1 protein-coding gene is annotated in these 1,326 nt (G+C 24.7%); it reads right to left on the bottom strand.

Going from position 1 to position 1,326, the window contains the following annotated elements; translation table 11 throughout:
• Window positions 1-688: 688 nt before the first annotated feature.
• On the bottom strand, window positions 689-1,021 hold the full coding sequence (locus HR065_RS00500; RefSeq protein ID WP_178733966.1) for a hypothetical protein: 333 nt from the start codon (window positions 1,019-1,021) through the stop codon (window positions 689-691).
• Window positions 1,022-1,326 lie beyond the last annotated feature (305 nt).

The raw sequence follows: 1,326 nt of genomic DNA, 5'->3' as shown, positions 1-1,326 counted from the left end.
ATAAAAAATATGTTTTTTTGTTTTTAATGTTTATTAGGCTAGATTATTTATAAAAAAACTTCAGAAAATCAATTTAATGATCTTTATTATTTCTTTTGGTGGAGATGAGGGGATTCGAACCCCTGTGCAAAGTTAACTTGTTTTATTCATTCTACATATTTATTTTGTTTTTCAAAAACAAACAAAAGTTATATAAAATGGAAAGTATTTCTTTTAAAAAAAAGAAATAGTTTAATAATTTATATGATTATAAAAAGAAAAAAATAATTATATTGAAGAAAATAATGAAACCGGTTTAAAAGATAAACTCAGTTTTACAGAAGAATAAAAAATGATTAATAAAAAGTGTTCTTTAAAAAAAGCTTTTTAAAGAAAAAATTTATAAACCGTTTTTAGATTAACAAGAAGCAGTTGCTCTTGTTAATTGTGGAGCGTAACCTAAACCGTTATAAGTTGTTGATTCGCTTTCGTAATTATCTTGTGTATTGCCGTTTATTTATGACCTCGAGCGTTTTTACTTGCGTAACCAAGATATGATAAATAAAACTCATTAACCATGTCGAAACCAAAAACATCCCCATTTATATTTTATATGAAAAAAATAGAAAAAAGAAGACAAAAACGAAAAATCTTCTTTTTTCTATTTAAATAAGTTTTTGACGCTATAAAGAGGTTGATTTAATGATTATCAATTATCTTTATAATACATTCTAATTAATTGTATAGTATCCATCACAAGTGAGACGATGATTGAAAATATTTCAGAAAAACTCAAAAATAATAAATTAATAATTAAATACTCATGTTTTTTCTCAATTTTATCTTCTATGAAGCGATCTAATTGATCTAAAGTATTAACCCACAGTAAAGACATCACTATAAGACCAAAAACATCAATTATCATTCCTACTACGATCATTAAAGTAGTGCATAAAAGGTTATATGTACGGTCAACATAATGTAAATAATAATAAAAACTAATAATGCTGATGGACCAATATATCGCAAAAATGAGTTTCAAAAAGAAACGAAAATCGTCATTAACTTTTATTTTTTGACGTTTATACAAAAAAGTCATAAAAAATAAAATGAAAATTGTTAGCGAAGTTGGTATAACGAATAAGAAAAAAAACAAATCAAGAAAACTTAAACATTCAATTGTTTGAAACATTCCTATCAAAATCCCAGTTAAAGAACCTGCAGCTATAACATAAAGCCAATGAACAAACCTTAAAATAGATGGTATAAAGTGAAAGCTTATTCCGTACTTAATGAGATCGATTGTTTGGACTCCTATTCAAAAAAATCAACAAATAACTAACTAAA

Origin of the sequence: Candidatus Phytoplasma pruni (assembly GCF_013391955.1) — a bacterium.
In the GTDB taxonomy this organism is placed as follows: Bacteria; Bacillota_I; Bacilli_A; order Acholeplasmatales; family Acholeplasmataceae; genus Phytoplasma.
The sequence above is the reverse complement of the archived record's forward strand: the minus strand, read 5'-3'. Positions and strand labels throughout refer to the sequence as shown.